The organism is Ignavibacteria bacterium (assembly GCA_017303675.1).
Taxonomy (GTDB): domain Bacteria; phylum Bacteroidota; class Ignavibacteria; order Tepidaquicellales; family OLB5; genus OLB5.
Window position 1 is genome coordinate 838,353 of record JAFLBX010000001.1, and the last position, 15,452, is coordinate 853,804.

Here is a 15,452-nt window from a genome sequence, read left to right on the forward strand (position 1 = left end):
AAAAAGCGAAATTCAGGGATCCGGAGATATAAATCATATGCCCGGGTATCAAATGTCATTTTCCCGGCGGGCAGTAAACGTTATTTTTGATATGAAAGGAGGGCTGATAAAATGTACCTTCTTCATAAAATAGATGTATGGTCAGAAAAACATCACCCGCTCTGGCTGGATTTCTTCCGCGTACTGCTTGGTACTATCCTGGTATGGCAGGCAATTTATTTTATTATTAACAAAGCCGCAATTGTACAGATAGTTGATCAGTATGGTTTTGGATTCTATACAATGACAGCGGCACATGCTGTAATTGGAATTCATCTTGCAGGAGGACTACTGATATTTTTTGGATTATTAACCCGGTTTGCAGCGGCAATACAATTACCTGTTTTACTGTGCAATATAATTTTTATTGTATTACCCAACGGGTTTATGTCATTAAGATCTGAAGCAGAGCTGACAATTGCTGTTACGGCATTAGTGCTCCTTTTTCTGTTTGAAGGTTCAGGCCATTATTCTGTTGATTCCTATCTTAAGAGGCATGTAGATTAGCCTGAATATTGTCTTAAGTATTTTTATACCCGGTACTGTATTAACATGTGCCGTCAGGAATTATATTTCCCATGCCTCTGTTAATTCTTATACTATATTTCCAATTTAATTATAGAATTGAAACACATTCCTTAAATTGTTAAACTTGCTTTAATTGATCTAACTTCTCAAAAATATATAATACTGATATGATAAAACACTCTTTATATTCCGCTGTGATAATGCTTCTTTTGCTGCAAAATATATATGCACAATGTTCTGATGCGGGCGTATGTACTATTGGCAGGCACCAGGTGAATGAAACTGTATTAAAAAGCAATCACATATATTTTGGCTTTAATTACGGAACAAGCGGCAAAGACCCTGATATTAACGGAAACACAAACGATATCAGCTACGGCTCAGTTAAACTGGAAGCAGATCTTGATCTCAAAAAAGGATTCAGGGTAAATATTTCGATGCCGTATTCTTTTATAAACGGACCCCTTGGTGAAAATAACGGCCAGGGAGATCTTGAAGCAGTATTTTCAAAAACATTCAGCATAAAGAAAAAACACCTGTTAACTTTTTTTCTCGGAGGAAAATTCGCAACAGGCAAGGTGAACTCAAATGACTCGCTTCCGCAAAGATATATGCCCGGACTCGGAACCAATGATCTTATAGCCGGGGCTGTATATACAGGGGTGAATTATTTCTTCGGGATAGGTTACCAGAAGCCTTTTGGCAGAAGCGCAAATTACATTACACGTTTAAAAAGAGGTGATGATGTTTTTTTCCGCGCGGGATTTTTTGAAGAGTTCAGTAAAGTAAGTATAAAAGCTGAAGTATTAACAATTTTAAGGTTACAAAAATCGAGCGTACTTGGTTCAATTGCCGGAGAAGAATCTTTTGTGGAAGTTCAAAACAGCAACGAAGCGCAGGTAAACCTGCTGGGTACAGCAAGCTACAAAGCATCAGATGTAGTTACAATCACACTTCAGGCGGCACTGCCGTTTTTAAAACGTGATTACAATTTTGACGGGCTGAAGCGCAAATTTTCTGTGGGCGCAATGGTTTCGTATAATTTTTGAATATGTAAAGATCATTAAATGAAATTGAAATATATATTTAATATGATACTGAAAGCCATAACATTCTTAACTGTAGTTTTATTCATTTTTTCCTGCTCAAAGCAGGAAGTAAAATCAGATAACACAAACAAAACAATAAATAAAACTGACTCCACCCTTTCCAATAAATCTACATTAACAGAAAACCAGAAGAAAGTCCTTGATGGCGCAAAGAAGTGCCTGGAGGCGAAGTTCAGCTATGATATGACAATGGGTTATTATGTATGCACGTACAAGGATGGTGAGAACACGGGCTCCAGGGTTTTCCCCGGGGGTGATGTTGCACCTGATATGGGAGTATGCACCGATGTAATAGTCCGCGCACTCCGCTGGGGCGGGGTTTGTGACCTGCAGGAAGAAATTTATAATGACCTGAAGGCAAACTGGAGCGATTACCCGATGTCGAGATGGTCAGCCAAAAAACCCGACCCGAATATCGATCAGCGAAGGGTACCTGTTCAAATGGTTTGGTTTGGTAAATACTGGCAGGAAATAAACGCTGAAAAAGAAAGTGATTTTCAGCCAGGTGATGTTGTTGCCTGGGATATGAATGGCGATGGTTGGGGTGATCATATAGGGATTGTATCAGATAAATCAGTGAACGGTGTTCCTTATCTCATACATAACTTTCCAGACCCGGGCTATGTTGCCGAAGAAGATGTTCTGCATGAATGGAATATTCTTGCTGTTTACAGGGTTAAATAAAAAAAATTTTAGCGGGTTTCAGTTTTTCAATTGGAATTAAATTTCACTCTTTTCTTAATTATATTTGTTTATATAAAACTTTACATATGATTAAGATTCTTACATTCATTTCTATCATTTTTATCATTACATCTTCATTAATTTCCGCTGAAGGCTGGAAAAGGCAATACTCAAATGCTACTGAGCGCCTGGAGGACGTTTTTTTTCTGAATAATAATACCGGATGGATCTCGGGCGCAGACGGTACATTTATGAAAACAGAAAACGCAGGATTAATATGGAAAAGCAGTAATTTTTCATCGCTGCATTTTATTGGCTCAATATATTTCATAAATGAAAACACAGGCTGGGTTTCAGGCAGGTATGATTATATAAGCATTTCCTATAAAACCACTGACGGTGGCATAAACTGGAACGTACAATTGTTTGATTTAACCGCCTTTTATTCTGCCGGACTTCGTTTTTTTAATGAAAACACCGGCTGGCTTATAAACTGCGGAAACACTGACGGATGGAGAATTTTGAAAACCACAAACGGGGGGGATATATGGATGAATACATATGTAGGGCATTATGTCTCGTCGATATATTTTTTGAATGAACAAACTGCTTGGGCAACAGGCTGTAATTCCAATGCAACACAGGGCGCTATATTAAAAACCACAAATGGCGGAGTTAACTGGATTGATACATTTATTCCGGAAACCGTTCAGCTTCAGTCAGTTTATTTTGCAAATGAAAACACCGGCTGGGCAGTTGGAATAGACGGCGCGGTGTTAAAAAGTACAAACGGTGGCAGTGGCTGGATCGAGCAGAATAGGACCAGGTCTTTAACATCAGTTAAGTTTATTAATGATAAAACAGGGTGGATTTCGGGATTTGCAGGTATCTTAAAAACCACAAACGGAGGTGATGACTGGGGTTACCAGAATGTTAACCAGCTGATATGGGGAACATGTTTTGTTAACGGTAATACCGGATGGGCTGTGGGAACTGAAGGATTAATTTACAAAACTACTGATGGCGGCGGTGATTTTGAGGTTATACCTAAGAAATTTGAACTGTTTCAAAATTACCCTAACCCGTTTAATCCAAAAACAACAATAAAGTTCAGCATGCCCGAAAGAGGGAGTGTTAAGTTAAATGTATATGATTTAAGCGGTAAACTTGTTGCAAAACTGGTTGATAATGTTTATGAGAAAGGCAATCACAAAATAGTTTTTAATGCAGAAGGGTTAGCATCAGGTGTATATTTCTATAAAATAGTAACGGATAAGAATGTTGTTACAAAGAAGATGGTTTTAGTTAAATAAATTCTTTACACCATCCTTTCCAAAAGCCATTTTTTATGAACAATGTTTTTTACCTGCTTTAGGCTGTTTTTAATTTCATCAGCAGATCTTTTGCCTGAATTTAACTTAGCCAGCTTATTGTAATAATGCAGGAAATTCCTGTACTGCTCATTGTACACAGGGTTCATAAGGTTTTCCTTTTGTAAAAAATGGCGGAATGAATCAGCTGCCGCCAGCGCCTGCTCAATAAGCCCGGCATCATAATATACCCTAAGCTGCAGCGCTTTCAGGTTCAGCTTATATGATACAACTTTTACATTCCTTATCATTGCCAGGTGTTTCAGCGCTTCATCAAACTCACCCCTTTTGCATTTTAATTCCGCTGCTGAAAAATTGATCCAAAAGTTCTGCTCTTCAGGTTCAAGCTTTGGACCGTATTCATTTATGAATTTTTCAGCATCATCAATTCTGCCGAACTCAATAAAAGTGCTGAACAGATTATTGTACCTGTTGGTATCGAAGTAATCATCCTTATCAAATGAAGTAATCCCGTTTTTTAGTCCGAACAAAAGTATCTCCAGCTTTTCATCAAGAAATTTTTGATCCTCTGTTAAAAAATAGTTTTTATGACAGAAATTTATGATAATGGAAATAATATTATAACAATCTTTATGTCCAAGCTCCTTAAAAGAAGAATAAAACGCATTCTTCAGCCTGTAAAGGTCATCGATGTTATTGTTTTTCAGCAGAAGTACCCTGAGGTAAGCCAGGTTTAGTGTGGGATATTCCAGGTATTCCGGGTTTTTCTGAAGAAATAAAATGATCTCATCCAGGAATATCAGCTTTGGAGTGTAATTGATTATCTGGCTCTGGTTTAAATGGTAAAAATGGTCAGCAAGCATTCTAAGCAAAAAATAATAAGTAAGGAATTTCTGTTCATCATACAGATGTTCAGAAGGCATTTTATCCTTGCTTGCAGTAAAGCTTGTGCTGTAAATATATTTCCTGTAAAATGCCATATGGTATTTTTCAAGGTAGTCATCAGGACCTTCCGGTATAATGTTATCAGCTTCCTTTAGGCCTTCCCTTAGTACTCTTTCTGCCAGCTTTGTGTTGCCCGGATTATTCATAAGCTGATCGAGCAGGAATTTCTTTTTCAGCAGCTTTTCTTTCTGAAATCCTTTTAATGATAAATATTCCTCAGCAAGATCCTGCAGGTTAGACATCAACACCCTGAAGAAACCATCGCTGTATTTTGTTTTGCCAAACAGCTTTTTGTGAACAAACTGTTTTTCAAGCTTTTCATCAATGAACTCAGGATGTTGTTTCCTTATGTATTCGAACAAAGAAATAATGGCCTTGTTTGAATTAAAGTAAGGAGATTTTACAAAATTGTTAAACTCCTTAAGCTGCTGTTTATCGAAATTTTTCAGTAATAAAATGAGGCTGCTGTTTTTCATAACATTATTTAAAACAATATACTTACAGTAAAACTAACCGGAATCTTTATGCAGAAATTTTAAACAAATCTAAATTTTATTCCGATACAGAAATTTACTAACAATCCAAAAAATAAAAACAACGTAATATAATCAAAAAACAGATTTAATCAACAGTATTTTTCATTTTAACTTGTGAAACCCGGAAACAAATTTTAAAAACATTAGTTGAACCGCATCACCTGCGGATGTAATTTTGAACAATTAATTTTTTTGCTGATCAAAAAAAATGAAAAGTATGGTGATTGATAATATTTATGTTGCTAAAGGTGATGAGGCGGGTGAATTGAACTTAAGCTGGGATTCCCTGAAGGAAGCGGAGCTTTACGTGATACAGTACAGGGATATTAAATATCCAAGGACCAAAAAAATTAATACAGATAAAAAAAGCGGTGCAAAGCTGAAAAGTTTATGGAAAGTAGCTGATATAACCAACGAACCCAAATATACTATTAAAGGCCTGAAAAGCAAAAGGAAGTATTCGTTCAGGGTTGCAGCAGTAAATTCCACCAGGCAAGGTCCCTGGAGCGTTACAGCAGTTAAAGAAATTTGAAATTAAATATAATATAAAATTTATGATAAGTCCAAGAGATGCAATGAACGGATAGTTCAGTTAATAAAAAGTATTTGGGGGAATTTAAAAATAAAAGGAGAGACCAAAATGAAACAGATCAAAACGTTTTTGATTCTAACTACTGTGATATTTATCCAGTCAGTTTTTGCACAGCAAACAGTGCCGAACAGCTGGGGCAAAGGCAGCGATGAAACAGAACCTTCAGTTGGGCAGGAAAAACTGCCCGCAGAACTTCTGAACAGGCTGAATAATTTCAGGGAAGAAATGGGCGAAGAGCAGAAAATGCAGCTCAATTCAGAAGCAGACAGCTATCTTGGCGCGGAACGCCCGGAAGATATTTACGGCTTAACGCAAACATCAGTTATAACTTCAAGCTTCAATAATCCGCCTTTCAACCCTGAATGGTATACAACTGACGTTCTTGTACACAGCGGAGGCATAGCATCTGCCGGAGGCTATAAACAGCTTGACCTTCAGCAGGGAGAAGACGGCTGGATGTATTATGTTGTAAACAGAGTAGGTACCCCGGGACAGTTTTCAATATATATGTCATCAAATGGCGGTGCAACATGGGCCGGTGCAATTAACTATAATGCAGGCAGCGGATATATCCATAATATTTCTGCGCTTGTAGAATCACGGACAAATGGTGTGCTTGATTCCACAAGGATCCTGGTATACTTTACCTTCAGCTCATCATCCAATGGTGATAACGCTTCTCTGTATATGCTTAATGTAAAAAGGAACGGAATTGGCGGTATTGTTTATCCCGCAGGAAATCCTGCCGGCGGAAATAAATATGAATATGTTACAGCATGCAGCGATGGTATGTATTATACTTCAGCAACATATATGCACGCTGTTGTCAGGGAATGTACTAATGCCGGCACACAGGTGGGTATCAGGCATTTCAGGACAACGAACTGGGGTTCAACTCATTCAAGCGCGCTGATAAACACAACTTATAACGATTACTATCCAAGCTCTGCATTTTCAGTGGAAACAGGCACTGATTCAATTTACATAGCAGTTGAAAGAAGAATTAGCACAACTGAATATGAACTGAGAATGATAGTTACGCCCGATGCTCCGAGCACCAGCAACAGGATATTCTATATTACAAGCGCTACATCAGGTATAAAATATGAAAAGCCTGCGATCACAATCGTTCAGCAAAGCGCAGGTGTTCCAAAAAAAGTTATGGTTACATGCACAAGAAACCGTAATCCAAGATATCACTATTCATCCGATGGAGGCGGTACCTGGGTAATTGATCAGCTTCTTGCTCCTAATACAGCGCAGATAGCTGATTATACAATTTGCGGCAGTGATTCATTGACTTCAGGCGGACAGTATGTAATTGCCGGTTATGTAACTGATGACGGTGATTCAGTAAGCGTTAAGCAGGGTACGATACCGGGCGGTTTGCCGTTTTCATACTATAAAAGGAACAGTAACCAGGCATCAGGTGTTGTTGCCCCGGTATGCGCAATATTTAAGAGCGGTTCAACAAAATATGCTGTATTCGGTTACGCAGGTTTTGGGCCCTCAAACGCATACTATAACGGCGAACAGCTTTTTACAGGTATAGAACCTATAGGCAGCAATATTCCCGATAAATTTTCTTTAAGCCAGAACTATCCGAATCCGTTTAACCCGGTAACAAATATTAATTTTTCAATTCCGCAGTCAGGGAACGTTAAGCTGGTTGTGTTTGATATGACCGGCCGCGAAGTAGCAGTACTTAATAACGGAATACTTTCTGCCGGCTCATATAAAGTAGATTACGATGCATCGAACCTTGCAAGCGGAGTATATTTTTATAAGCTTGAAACCGAAAGCTTTACTGATGTAAAGAAAATGATGCTTATCAAATAAAAATGAACTTTAATATTTAATAAATTAAATGAGCAGTAAATTGAACAGTTGAAACTTTGTGAAAAAGTTGATTCTCCGTTTGATTTTGCTCCCAATAGCCCGGCTGAAAAACAGCCGGGCGTTAATTAATTAAAATTATGATCAATAAAATTTTTTTAATACTGCTGGCTCTCACGACCGGCAGTTCGTGTTTGTTTTCGCAATACCAGGAGTGGGTAAAAGTATACAACGGTTCAGGCAACAGCGGAGATGAAGGATTTAAGCTTAAAGTAGATTCGCAGGGCAATACTTATGTGCTGGCAAAGGTACTTAGCACGGGCTTTAATACAAATATAGGTATCATAAAATATGATGCTGCAGGAGTGCAGCAGTGGGCTGTGGAATATAACGGTCCTGCAAACCTTGAAGATTACGCTGCGGATATTACAATAGATAATAACGGCAACAGCTATATATGCGGAATTATATCACAGGGCAACAGCAATCTTGATATTGTAACCCTTAAATATAATTCAGCGGGTACTCAGCAATGGGCGGTTACATGGGCCGGCACAGCACAGTTTGATGATGAAGCATCTGCAATTTATTGTGATGACCAGGGCAATGTATATGTTTGCGGCTCAACCGAAGTTACAAGCGGCCAGAATTATAATTATATCACACTAAAATATAATTCATCAGGTGCGCTGCAATGGGCAAAGCAATACAGCGCGCCGATAAACAGTTATGATATGGCATTGTTTATCGGAGGTGAAGGAAGCAATGTATATATCACAGGTACCAGTAACGGCCAGGGTACAGGGTCAGACTTCCTGACCATTAAGTATAATTCATCCGGAGACTCATCATGGGTTGTGCGTTACAACGGTACAACTCAGATAAATGAAATACCTTATGGATTCAAAGTTGATGCCTCGGGGAATGTTTATGTTACCGGCATGTCACAGGGCTTATCTTCAGGGGTAGATTATGTTACAATTAAATATAATTCCTCAGGTGTGCAGCAATGGCTTGCAAGATATACCAGCCCCGGAGCTTCACAGGATATACCCGAGGGACTGAACATTGATAATGCGGGCAATGTATATGTAACGGGCAGAACACGCATCAACAGTTCATACAACGATTTTGCAACTGTAAAATATAATTCATCAGGGGCTGAGCAGTGGGTGGCTGTTTACAATAATAACGGGGTTGACCGTGATGATTACGGGTATGATGTAATAGCGGATAACCAGGGCAATGTATATGTTACAGGGAACAGTCAGGAAAGCGGTACTAACCGCGATGCCCTGACCGTAAAATATAACAGCGCCGGTATTGAGCAGTGGGTAGCCCGGTATGACGGATCTAATGCCGATGAAACATATTCCATTGGACTTGACGCAGCGGGAAATGTTTATGTAGCAGGATATAACAGCTCGCCAAACCAGAACATACTTACAATAAAATATTCACAGGTCAACGGGATCACACAGCTTTCAAATGAGATCCCTCAAAGGTTCAGGCTTGAGCAGAATTACCATAACCCCTTTAACCCGGTCACAAATATAAAACTGCAAATAGCATCAAAGGTTTTTGTTTCACTGAAGCTGTATGATATAACCGGCAGGGAAGTAAAAACGCTTGTTAATGAAGAGCTGCAGGCGGGAATTTATAATGTAGATCTTGATGCGTCTTCTATGACATCAGGGGTTTATTTTTACAGGCTGGTTACAAAAGATTTTTCAGATACCAAAAAAATGATCTTATTAAAATAATTAAATACTTCTATGGGATACTTTGATAAGCTTTCAGATTATTACAGGTCAGAACAGTTCAATAAAGACAGCAAAAGATTTGAAAGGCAGGCTAAAAATACATTTCTTTCAACTGCTATAATAATTGGTGCTGTATTTTTGCTTATTGCAGTGCTTGTTATCTATTCAGTTATCAGTTCAATTTTCTGATAGCTTTGAATAAGAGTTTAAAATGAACTGAAGCTCTCATTAACAAATCAACCCGGAATTTAAATTGCGGGTTGATTTTATAATATTTCAGAACATTTCTTCAGCAGCCATTTCCGCTGGATCAGATCTTCATTGCCATTAACTGATTCATAAATATTAACAACGTTCCCTGAGTTCTTCTCACGCGCTTCAAACAGCCTGTTTGCAGCATTCAGAAAATCGAGGGCTCTTTGCCTGAAAACATTGCTTATAAGATCTGTTGACCTTACAAACTGCCGGGTTGAATCCACCAGCAGTCCGAATTCTTCCCAGAGATTCAGCTCATACAGCGCAATAAGCTTCAGGATCCTGAAATTCACTTTATTGTATACCAGGAATGGATCATGTTTATATATAAACTCAAGGGCTGAGCGGTAATTTCCCCTGGCAAGCTCAAGGCTTGCGTGGGTATAGTTAATGGTATCTTCCGAATACTCTCCTTTAAGCTCACCTGAATATTTTTTGAAGAACTTTTCTGCTCTTGCAAATTGATTTGCGTCTATATGCGCCTCCATACCCACAAGAAAATTCGCCGGAATGATAATTTTCAGCTGCGGGTCGAGAATTATCCCGAACTCATCAGCTTTTTCTATAACATTGCTGAGCTCTGAAGTAAAATCATATTCATTGCTTTGGCTGTGCTTCAGGCAGTAATTGATAAGAAAAATGAAATAGAAATAACAAACCCTCCGGGGCATATCTGCGCCCTTTGCAAAAAGAAAGTCACGGTAATTAAAAAAATGAACATGCCCTTCTTCAGCGCGGTACATATTCATCATCAGGCGGTTGACCTCAAAAGTAGGCATGTAGCTGAAATTTTGTTTTTCAAGTACTGCCGCAAATGAATTAAGATCTATATGGCTCAGCATTTCTTCAGCAATATTGAACTTTGCGGAGTTATTGTAAATATTTTTTTCAACCCATGTCCGGGCAGTTTCCTGCATTAATATTGATAAAAAATATATTATCCCGTAGCAATAATATGTCATGCGGTACTCAAAGTTCTTATGTGAGTTATTGTTATCGGTAGCGTAGTTCATCCACTGAATCTGCAGTATATGCCTTTCAAGCAGCCGCTGAAAGTCATATACCGATAAGTCATCAAACCTTTTTTCAAGCTCTCCTGCTTTTAACTCAAACAACCTGTTCAGCCTGCGCTCTCTGAGAGATACTGCAGCGAACAGCTCAATGAACCATGCAGTATCTGTATTTGCTCTTTTTAAACCAATATACTGCTCTGCCATTTTATGAAGCAGCGATGCGATCTTTCTAATTACCGTATCATCATATTTTTTCCCGGGGTAAATTTTTTTAAATAACTTTTCCCTTTCAACTTTATCTTCTTTAAATTCGGGATAGTATTTCCTGAGCTCACGCCAGAATTTATTTATGTAAGCGCTTCCGCCAAAATACGGTGAGCGTACCACTTTATCGAACTCTTTGAGTTCCTGTTTACTAAAAGTTCTTAATATACCTGTTACCGCAAATTTATTCATATTTTTAACTCACTGTTAATATGCAAATATCTTCGATTTATTTAAATTATTGCAATTTTATGCTAATTGAGCGTAAAAATCAATTCACAAAATCAAAAATTTCTCATTGGCAGATTAAATGGAAAAATGTAATTTTGAGCAATTACAAACAATAGTTGAAAGGAAAAATTTAATGAGATCAAAAAAAGCTTTATTCCTGCTCCTGTTTGGAATAATTATGATGGCATTTGCTTCGGAGGCTGAAGCGCAGACTTTATATTTCTGTGAAGGTGTTGATGACAGCGGTTACCCTATAACAGAATCATCAGTATTCAATATTTCTTCAAGCGGCGGATATTTGTATGCGCTGGTAAGGCTTCCGTACTCACTTGAATGCCGTTCTGTAAGAATGGAAATTTACAGAAATGGTGATTACGATAACACGATATATGTAGATACCGAAAAAAGCTGGACATGGTTCTGGAAAAAAATTACATTTTACAAACAGGGTTCTTATACTTTCTATGTATATGACTGCTTTGATTACAAGCTTGCTTCCGGAACAGTAAAGATACAGATCAGGTAAGCTGAATATATTTTTTTCGATTATTTTTATGCCGCTTATTAACAGCGGCATTTTTATTTAATATATTATTCCGGGTTTTTTCCTGATGGATTTTTTCTTAACCTCCAATGATTTATCTTGCGTAAATTTTTATATTAAATGTCAATTATACCCGCTGAAAAAAAGACAGAGCAATCAATAGCAAAAGGAATAGTTTCTGCTTTAACAGGATTATTTTTTCTTTCACTGGTGGCAGTGTGTGTAAAGCTTGCCGGTAAAACCGGGGCGCAGCTTGGGTGGATAGTATTTATGCAATATTCAGCCGCATTTACATTTGCATTAGTTTTAAGCGCTAAAGAAAAATTCCGGAATATTAAGCCTGCAAATTATCCTTTGGAAATTCTCAGGGGTTCAGCCGGGGTTATTTCGTTTCTGCTGTTTGCGGCAGCTATGACGGAAATTCCGATGGTTGACGCTTCTTTGCTTCAAAACACAGCGCCAATATTCATTCCTATTATCGGGTTAATATGGCTAAAAGATGTTGTAGAAAAACGAATATGGCTTGGCATTGTTATCGGGTTTATAGGCATCATCCTGATAATTAAACCCGATGAAAATGTTTTTAAGACGGGAGATCTTATCGGGCTGGCATCCGGTGTTCTGCTTGCGGTAAGTTATGTCGCAATGAGGATAATTACCCGGTCAGACGGATTTAAGACAATTCTTTTCTATTTCTCTCTATCTGCAATGATTCTTTCTCTGCCGTTGGGTATAATCTACTGGTCAAATCCGCCATTAGAGGGCTGGCTGTACTCTCTTGCCGGAGGCGTGTTTCTGGTTGCATACCTGAATATGCAGCAATATTCTTACAGGCACACAGAAGCATCTAAGTTAAGCCCGTTCAATTATTTTGTAGTTATATATGTTGGCTTAATGGACTGGTGGCTTTTTGGACATGTTCCTGATCTGCTTACTATAATAGGAATTGTGATAGTAAGCTTAGGCGGCATAATTGCAATATTAAAACACGAAGAAGATAAAGATAAACTAAAGCATAGCTGGCATTAGGGTGGGGGTACAATGATTTTTGTTAGGAGATAAAAAATTTCTTGGTTTTGCTATAGTTTCTGTTTATACAATCGTTTTATAGAAGTTATCTCCCAGTTGCCTTTGCAATTATTAATACCGAACTTGTCAGTAAATTTTCCGTTACTATTGGAAGGATCAAATGAATCATAAGTTACGGTTACTTCAAAAATACAATCAGAAATTTTATAGCTGTAAATATCTTCATCATATACTTTGGTGCCTGTTATTCCTCCGTATTTTTTAGTTGAGGAAAAAGATTCAAAATCATCCCGTATTGAAGGCGACATTTTTTCATATGCTGATCTAAAATCTCTTTTGCCCAGATTTTCAATCCACTCGGTTACTTGCCTGACGGCCTCCTTTTTATTGATACTACTTTGTGTTTCTGTAAAATTGAAATTTGTTTTTGTAATTGGAAATTCTTCATATTTATTGCCGTTCCATCTAAAAAGAGTAACAATAGTATCCCGAGTAATCATCATATCTCTTAATCCATTATTAAAAGAACCTAAAAAATTTGAAAATTCGTTATTTGCCTCTTTATATAATTCATTCCATTTCCCGCTTTGACTTTTCTTTAAAATTACTGTTTCGCTTTTACCGGGTCCAAAACATTTTTTACTGCCATAGTATCTTCTTATTACCTCCGGGTAGTTATCATAATCCAGATCAATAAATTCAAAATTACAGCTAACCAAGCTATCGCATTTTCCATCTTTTGGCAGAAACTGCCCTTCCATTTTGTTTAACATACCATCTGTTATTTCTGAAATTATTTTTGCGGTATCTTCACTATTTAGTAGTATATTAGGTGATCCCGGCTGAATTTGAAACTCCGGACCTATTTTAGCAAGTGGAATTAAATATATTCCCCTGGAAGCAAACGAACACGGGGTACCAAATTCCATTTCAACTAAATTGCCATCTTTAATTCCAAACTGCAGTTTCATCAAATCGTCGTTTGATTTTGGATTGGAAATGTAATCTTCCCAGAACATATCACCATAACCGCAAATGTTTCTGAAATAACTGGTAACAATTTTTTTGAAATTCGAAAGCCCCACTTGTTTTACATTAAGGTCTTCATTATTAAGGATTCGTCCATTTTTCAGATCAGCGTTAACAGTAACAACCTCTAAGCGAATTCCAGCCGAGGTGCCTGTGCCATCAACCATTCCAGAGGATTCCTGGCTCAACGAGAGGATACTATCATTTAGGGTCAGAATTTCAAACGAAAGAGCTGAATTAACCATTCCCTCTGCGCTGCTGTAAATAAAGTCATTTACATTTCGGGTAAAAATACTGTTTAATTTATCTTCAAATTCTTTGTTTTTTAAACCGGATATTTTCGGGAAATGACCATCAATCGTTATACCATCAGTTTCAATTGGGTTAAAGAAGACCGGGTCAATTTTTATTCCGATTGATGAAGAATTATCAGTATTTTTTTGATTTGTATCTTGTTTAGAGCAAGTTAAAAAAACAAAACAAATCATTAATGATAAAATTACATTTTTCATAAAATTTTTATATTCACAGTTTAAATCAATATATTTTTTTATAATATAAACCAGGATCAGGTTTAAAACCGCTATACAACCAAACCATATGTAACGAAGAAGCTGAAAAACATATTGAAGGTTCAAATGAATGTCCTTCCCAATTGGTAATTTGAGCTGCTTGCTCCCAAGTTTGACCGTCATCTAAAGATCTTGCAAGTTTTAATTGTCTCTTAAAATCTTCTTCTTCTACCCATGCTAAAAAAATAATATCGTTATTGTGGCTAATTGTAGGTGTTGAAGTTACTCCTGTATTGTTGGAAATTTTTATGTCAGCACTCCAACTCTCGCCATAGTTTGTAGATCTTTTCAAATAAATTCCCGACTTTTTGTTTTTATATTGATTCCATGCAATAAATACATTGTTATTATTGCTGGTAATAACTGAAGAGTATGTCCACGAATAATCACTATTACTTATTTTAATATCTGATCCCCATGTATTCCCATTGTCTGAGGATTTTTTGAAATAAATTTCGCAATGCTCGTTACGGAAATCATACCAGGTTAAATAAATATTACTATTGTAAGCGGATAATATTGGACTATGTGAAGCAGCCCCATTGTTTGTTAATCTTGTCTCAGAGCCCCAACTTATTCCATTATTATTGGATTTTTTATAATAAATTTCGAAATTACCATCTCGATAGTCAACCCAAGCAACGTGAATAATTTCATCTACCGCTATAACAAATGGTTCTAAATCAGTCGCTCCACTACTACTATTTGATAATTTAATTTCAGTTTCCCAGTTTACCCCGTTATCTGTTGAACGAGTATAAAAAACTTCCAAAGTACCATTCTTAAATCTTTCAGTTGTTGTTCTTTCGTCTTCCCATACCACATGGATTGTTGAACCAGAAACACAAATTGCTGGATTATTTGAATAATACTTGTCATTTGTAATCATTATAGGCTTTTCCCAACTCAAACCTTCATCTTTAGAATTCGCATAGAATATTTCATGGCTTTCCTTTGACCCAAATTTTTCTTTGACACCAGTCCAAATAACATGTAAATCATTTACATTACCAACTATTCTACATGGGTTATGCCCATAGGCATCTTGACGTACAGGAAAATCATTTTCATTTAATTTAAATTCCGTAGTTGTTTGAGCATATAAAACGGATAAACCTAAAACTGTTAATAAAATTATTTTTTTCAAATTTT

14 protein-coding genes are annotated in these 15,452 nt (G+C 37.2%); 10 read left to right on the plus strand and 4 right to left on the minus strand.

The window, feature by feature from the left end:
• The first annotated feature begins 111 nt into the window (after positions 1 to 111).
• From J0M37_03835 to J0M37_03850, 4 genes are all read left to right on the plus strand, one after another.
• Positions 112 to 546 carry a DoxX family protein gene (locus tag J0M37_03835; GenBank protein ID MBN8584201.1) on the plus strand — a complete coding sequence of 145 codons (435 nt, stop codon included), beginning with the start codon at positions 112 to 114 and terminating at the stop codon, positions 544 to 546.
• 188 nt (positions 547 to 734) lie between these two features.
• On the plus strand, positions 735 to 1,616 hold the full coding sequence (locus J0M37_03840; protein ID MBN8584202.1) for a hypothetical protein: 882 nt from the start codon (positions 735 to 737) through the stop codon (positions 1,614 to 1,616).
• A gap of 24 nt (positions 1,617 to 1,640) precedes the next feature.
• Positions 1,641 to 2,360 carry a DUF1287 domain-containing protein gene (locus J0M37_03845; protein ID MBN8584203.1) on the plus strand — a complete coding sequence of 240 codons (720 nt, stop codon included), beginning with the start codon at positions 1,641 to 1,643 and terminating at the stop codon, positions 2,358 to 2,360.
• 86 nt (positions 2,361 to 2,446) lie between these two features.
• The gene (locus J0M37_03850; GenBank protein MBN8584204.1) at positions 2,447 to 3,673 is read left to right on the plus strand and encodes a T9SS type A sorting domain-containing protein; all 1,227 of its coding nucleotides are present in this window, start codon (positions 2,447 to 2,449) and stop codon (positions 3,671 to 3,673) included.
• A gap of 5 nt (positions 3,674 to 3,678) precedes the next feature.
• On the opposite strand, the gene J0M37_03855 is transcribed toward J0M37_03850, so the two are convergent.
• Positions 3,679 to 5,112: a hypothetical protein gene (locus J0M37_03855; GenBank protein ID MBN8584205.1), complete on the minus strand. Its 1,434-nt coding sequence runs from the start codon at positions 5,110 to 5,112 to the stop codon at positions 3,679 to 3,681.
• A gap of 268 nt (positions 5,113 to 5,380) precedes the next feature.
• On the opposite strand from J0M37_03855, the gene J0M37_03860 reads away from it, so the two are divergent.
• The 4 genes from J0M37_03860 (at position 5,381) to J0M37_03875 (ending at position 9,552) form a co-directional block, all read left to right on the plus strand.
• Positions 5,381 to 5,704: a fibronectin type III domain-containing protein gene (locus tag J0M37_03860; GenBank protein ID MBN8584206.1), complete on the plus strand. Its 324-nt coding sequence runs from the start codon at positions 5,381 to 5,383 to the stop codon at positions 5,702 to 5,704.
• 108 nt (positions 5,705 to 5,812) lie between these two features.
• Positions 5,813 to 7,603 (plus strand): T9SS type A sorting domain-containing protein, encoded by a 1,791-nt coding sequence (locus J0M37_03865; GenBank protein ID MBN8584207.1) that lies wholly within the window; start codon positions 5,813 to 5,815, stop codon positions 7,601 to 7,603.
• A gap of 137 nt (positions 7,604 to 7,740) precedes the next feature.
• A complete protein-coding gene (locus J0M37_03870) occupies positions 7,741 to 9,363 on the plus strand; it encodes a T9SS type A sorting domain-containing protein (protein ID MBN8584208.1) in 1,623 nt (540 codons plus the stop codon).
• Positions 9,364 to 9,375: 12 nt separating this feature from the next.
• Positions 9,376 to 9,552 carry a FeoB-associated Cys-rich membrane protein gene (locus J0M37_03875; GenBank protein MBN8584209.1) on the plus strand — a complete coding sequence of 59 codons (177 nt, stop codon included), beginning with the start codon at positions 9,376 to 9,378 and terminating at the stop codon, positions 9,550 to 9,552.
• Between the two features lie 77 nt (positions 9,553 to 9,629).
• On the opposite strand, the gene J0M37_03880 is transcribed toward J0M37_03875, so the two are convergent.
• A complete protein-coding gene (locus J0M37_03880) occupies positions 9,630 to 11,087 on the minus strand; it encodes a hypothetical protein (protein MBN8584210.1) in 1,458 nt (485 codons plus the stop codon).
• A gap of 172 nt (positions 11,088 to 11,259) precedes the next feature.
• On the opposite strand from J0M37_03880, the gene J0M37_03885 reads away from it, so the two are divergent.
• The gene (locus J0M37_03885; GenBank protein MBN8584211.1) at positions 11,260 to 11,652 is read left to right on the plus strand and encodes a hypothetical protein; all 393 of its coding nucleotides are present in this window, start codon (positions 11,260 to 11,262) and stop codon (positions 11,650 to 11,652) included.
• Positions 11,653 to 11,790: 138 nt separating this feature from the next.
• Positions 11,791 to 12,699: a DMT family transporter gene (locus J0M37_03890; protein ID MBN8584212.1), complete on the plus strand. Its 909-nt coding sequence runs from the start codon at positions 11,791 to 11,793 to the stop codon at positions 12,697 to 12,699.
• A 50-nt stretch (positions 12,700 to 12,749) separates the two neighbouring features.
• On the opposite strand, the gene J0M37_03895 is transcribed toward J0M37_03890, so the two are convergent.
• Both J0M37_03895 and J0M37_03900 read right to left on the minus strand, forming a co-directional pair.
• Entirely contained in the window at positions 12,750 to 14,240 is a 1,491-nt protein-coding gene (locus tag J0M37_03895) for a hypothetical protein (GenBank protein MBN8584213.1), read from the minus strand.
• A 25-nt stretch (positions 14,241 to 14,265) separates the two neighbouring features.
• Positions 14,266 to 15,447 carry an exo-alpha-sialidase gene (locus J0M37_03900; protein MBN8584214.1) on the minus strand — a complete coding sequence of 394 codons (1,182 nt, stop codon included), beginning with the start codon at positions 15,445 to 15,447 and terminating at the stop codon, positions 14,266 to 14,268.
• Positions 15,448 to 15,452: the final 5 nt, after the last annotated feature.